Consider the following 1468-nt stretch of genomic DNA (forward strand, 5'->3'; position numbering starts at 1 on the left):
GAGCACCTGATTCGGAAGCGCGGGGTGCTCGATGGGCTTGGTGAAGGAACGCGCGGGGGCGCGTGCTCAGCGATTGACGACCGGTATCGAGACGTGGGTTGATCGGGAAGTTGCGGGATGCGAGTTTAAGGATGAGCGGCTTGGTCGCCGGTTCTGCAAATTGCTCGCACAAATCGGGAGCGACATGGGTCAAAGCATCCCGCTGGTTTGTCAGGATTGGGCCAACACGAAGGCCGCCTATCGCTTCTTCTCCAACGAACGGGTCGACGAGGCGGATATTCTTTGCGGTCATTTCGAGGCGACGCGCGGGCGCGTAGCGGCGACGGAGGGACCGATCCTCGTCCTCCATGACACGACGGAATTCAGCTTCAAGCGCGAGAAGCCGGATCTGATCGGCTTTACGGGCAAGACGGCAGGACGCACGCAGTGCGGCATCCTGATGCATTCGAGTCTCGCCGTGACGACCGAGGGGCTTCCGCTCGGACTGTCGGCAATCAAGTTCTGGACCCGCAAGAAGTTCAAGGGGACGACGGCGCTGAAGCGAAAGATCAATCCGACACGGGTGCCGATCGAGCAGAAGGAGAGCATCCGCTGGCTCGAGAATTTACGGCAATCGACCGACCTTCTCGCTGCCCCTGGACGATGCGTTCATATTGGTGATCGCGAGAGCGACATCTATGAGCTGTTTTGCCTGGCCGCGGAGGCTGGAACGCATTTCCTCGTGCGAACCTGTGTTGATCGGCTTGCCGGGGACGGCAATCACACAATTGCCGACGAAATGGACGAGGTTACGATCAAGGGACTACATCGGATCAAGGTCAAGGACGACAAAGGCGATTCCGACGACGCCGTTCTTGAGATCAGGTACCGCAAGATACGAGTCCTGCCGCCGATCGGTAAACAGACGAAATATCCCGCACTCACTCTGACCGTGATCCATGCTCAAGAGCGGGGAAGGCCGAAACGGCGAAAGAAAATCGAGTGGAAGCTCCTCACCGATCTCCCGGTCCTATCGCGCAAGGACGCCATCAATAAAATCGAATGGTACGCCTTGAGATGGAAGATCGAAGTCTTCCATAAGATCCTCAAATCGGGCTGCAAAGCAGAGGACTCAAAATTGCGAACTGCTGAGCGTCTGGTCAATCTGATCGCGGTCTTCTGCATTGTGAGTTGGCGCGTCTTCTGGATGACGATGCTCAATCGCTCCTCGCCGAATGCCGTACCGCAAATGGCGCTGACAGATCCCGAAATCAGGCTTCTTGATCATTTGGTGAAAGACAGGCGTGGTGATTGCTCTCGACGAAGCACGCTCTCGCACTATGTCGTCAAGATCGCGCAGCTCGGAGGATACTTGGCCCGAGCCAACGATCCGCCTCCAGGAAACACCGTGATCTGGCGCGGACTATCGCGGCTGAACGACATCGAACTTGGAGCCGCAATCGAGGCAACAATTATGGGTAATTGAAAG

At 57.0% G+C, this 1468-nt stretch carries 1 protein-coding gene; it reads left to right on the plus strand.

Features of this window, described 5'->3' with window-relative positions:
• The first annotated feature begins 31 nt into the window (after positions 1-31).
• A complete protein-coding gene (locus tag AC1VNY_RS42430) occupies positions 32-1465 on the plus strand; it encodes an IS4 family transposase (protein ID WP_482409656.1) in 1434 nt (477 codons plus the stop codon).
• The last annotated feature ends 3 nt before the right edge of the window (positions 1466-1468 follow it).

Source organism: Bradyrhizobium ferriligni (genome assembly GCF_056837965.1).

Bases quoted from the DNA above. Each gene is read 5' to 3' on its own strand.
- AC1VNY_RS42430 (WP_482409656.1), top strand. From the start codon at position 32: ATGGGCTTGGTGAAGGAACGCGCGGGGGCGCGTGCTCAGCGATTGACG.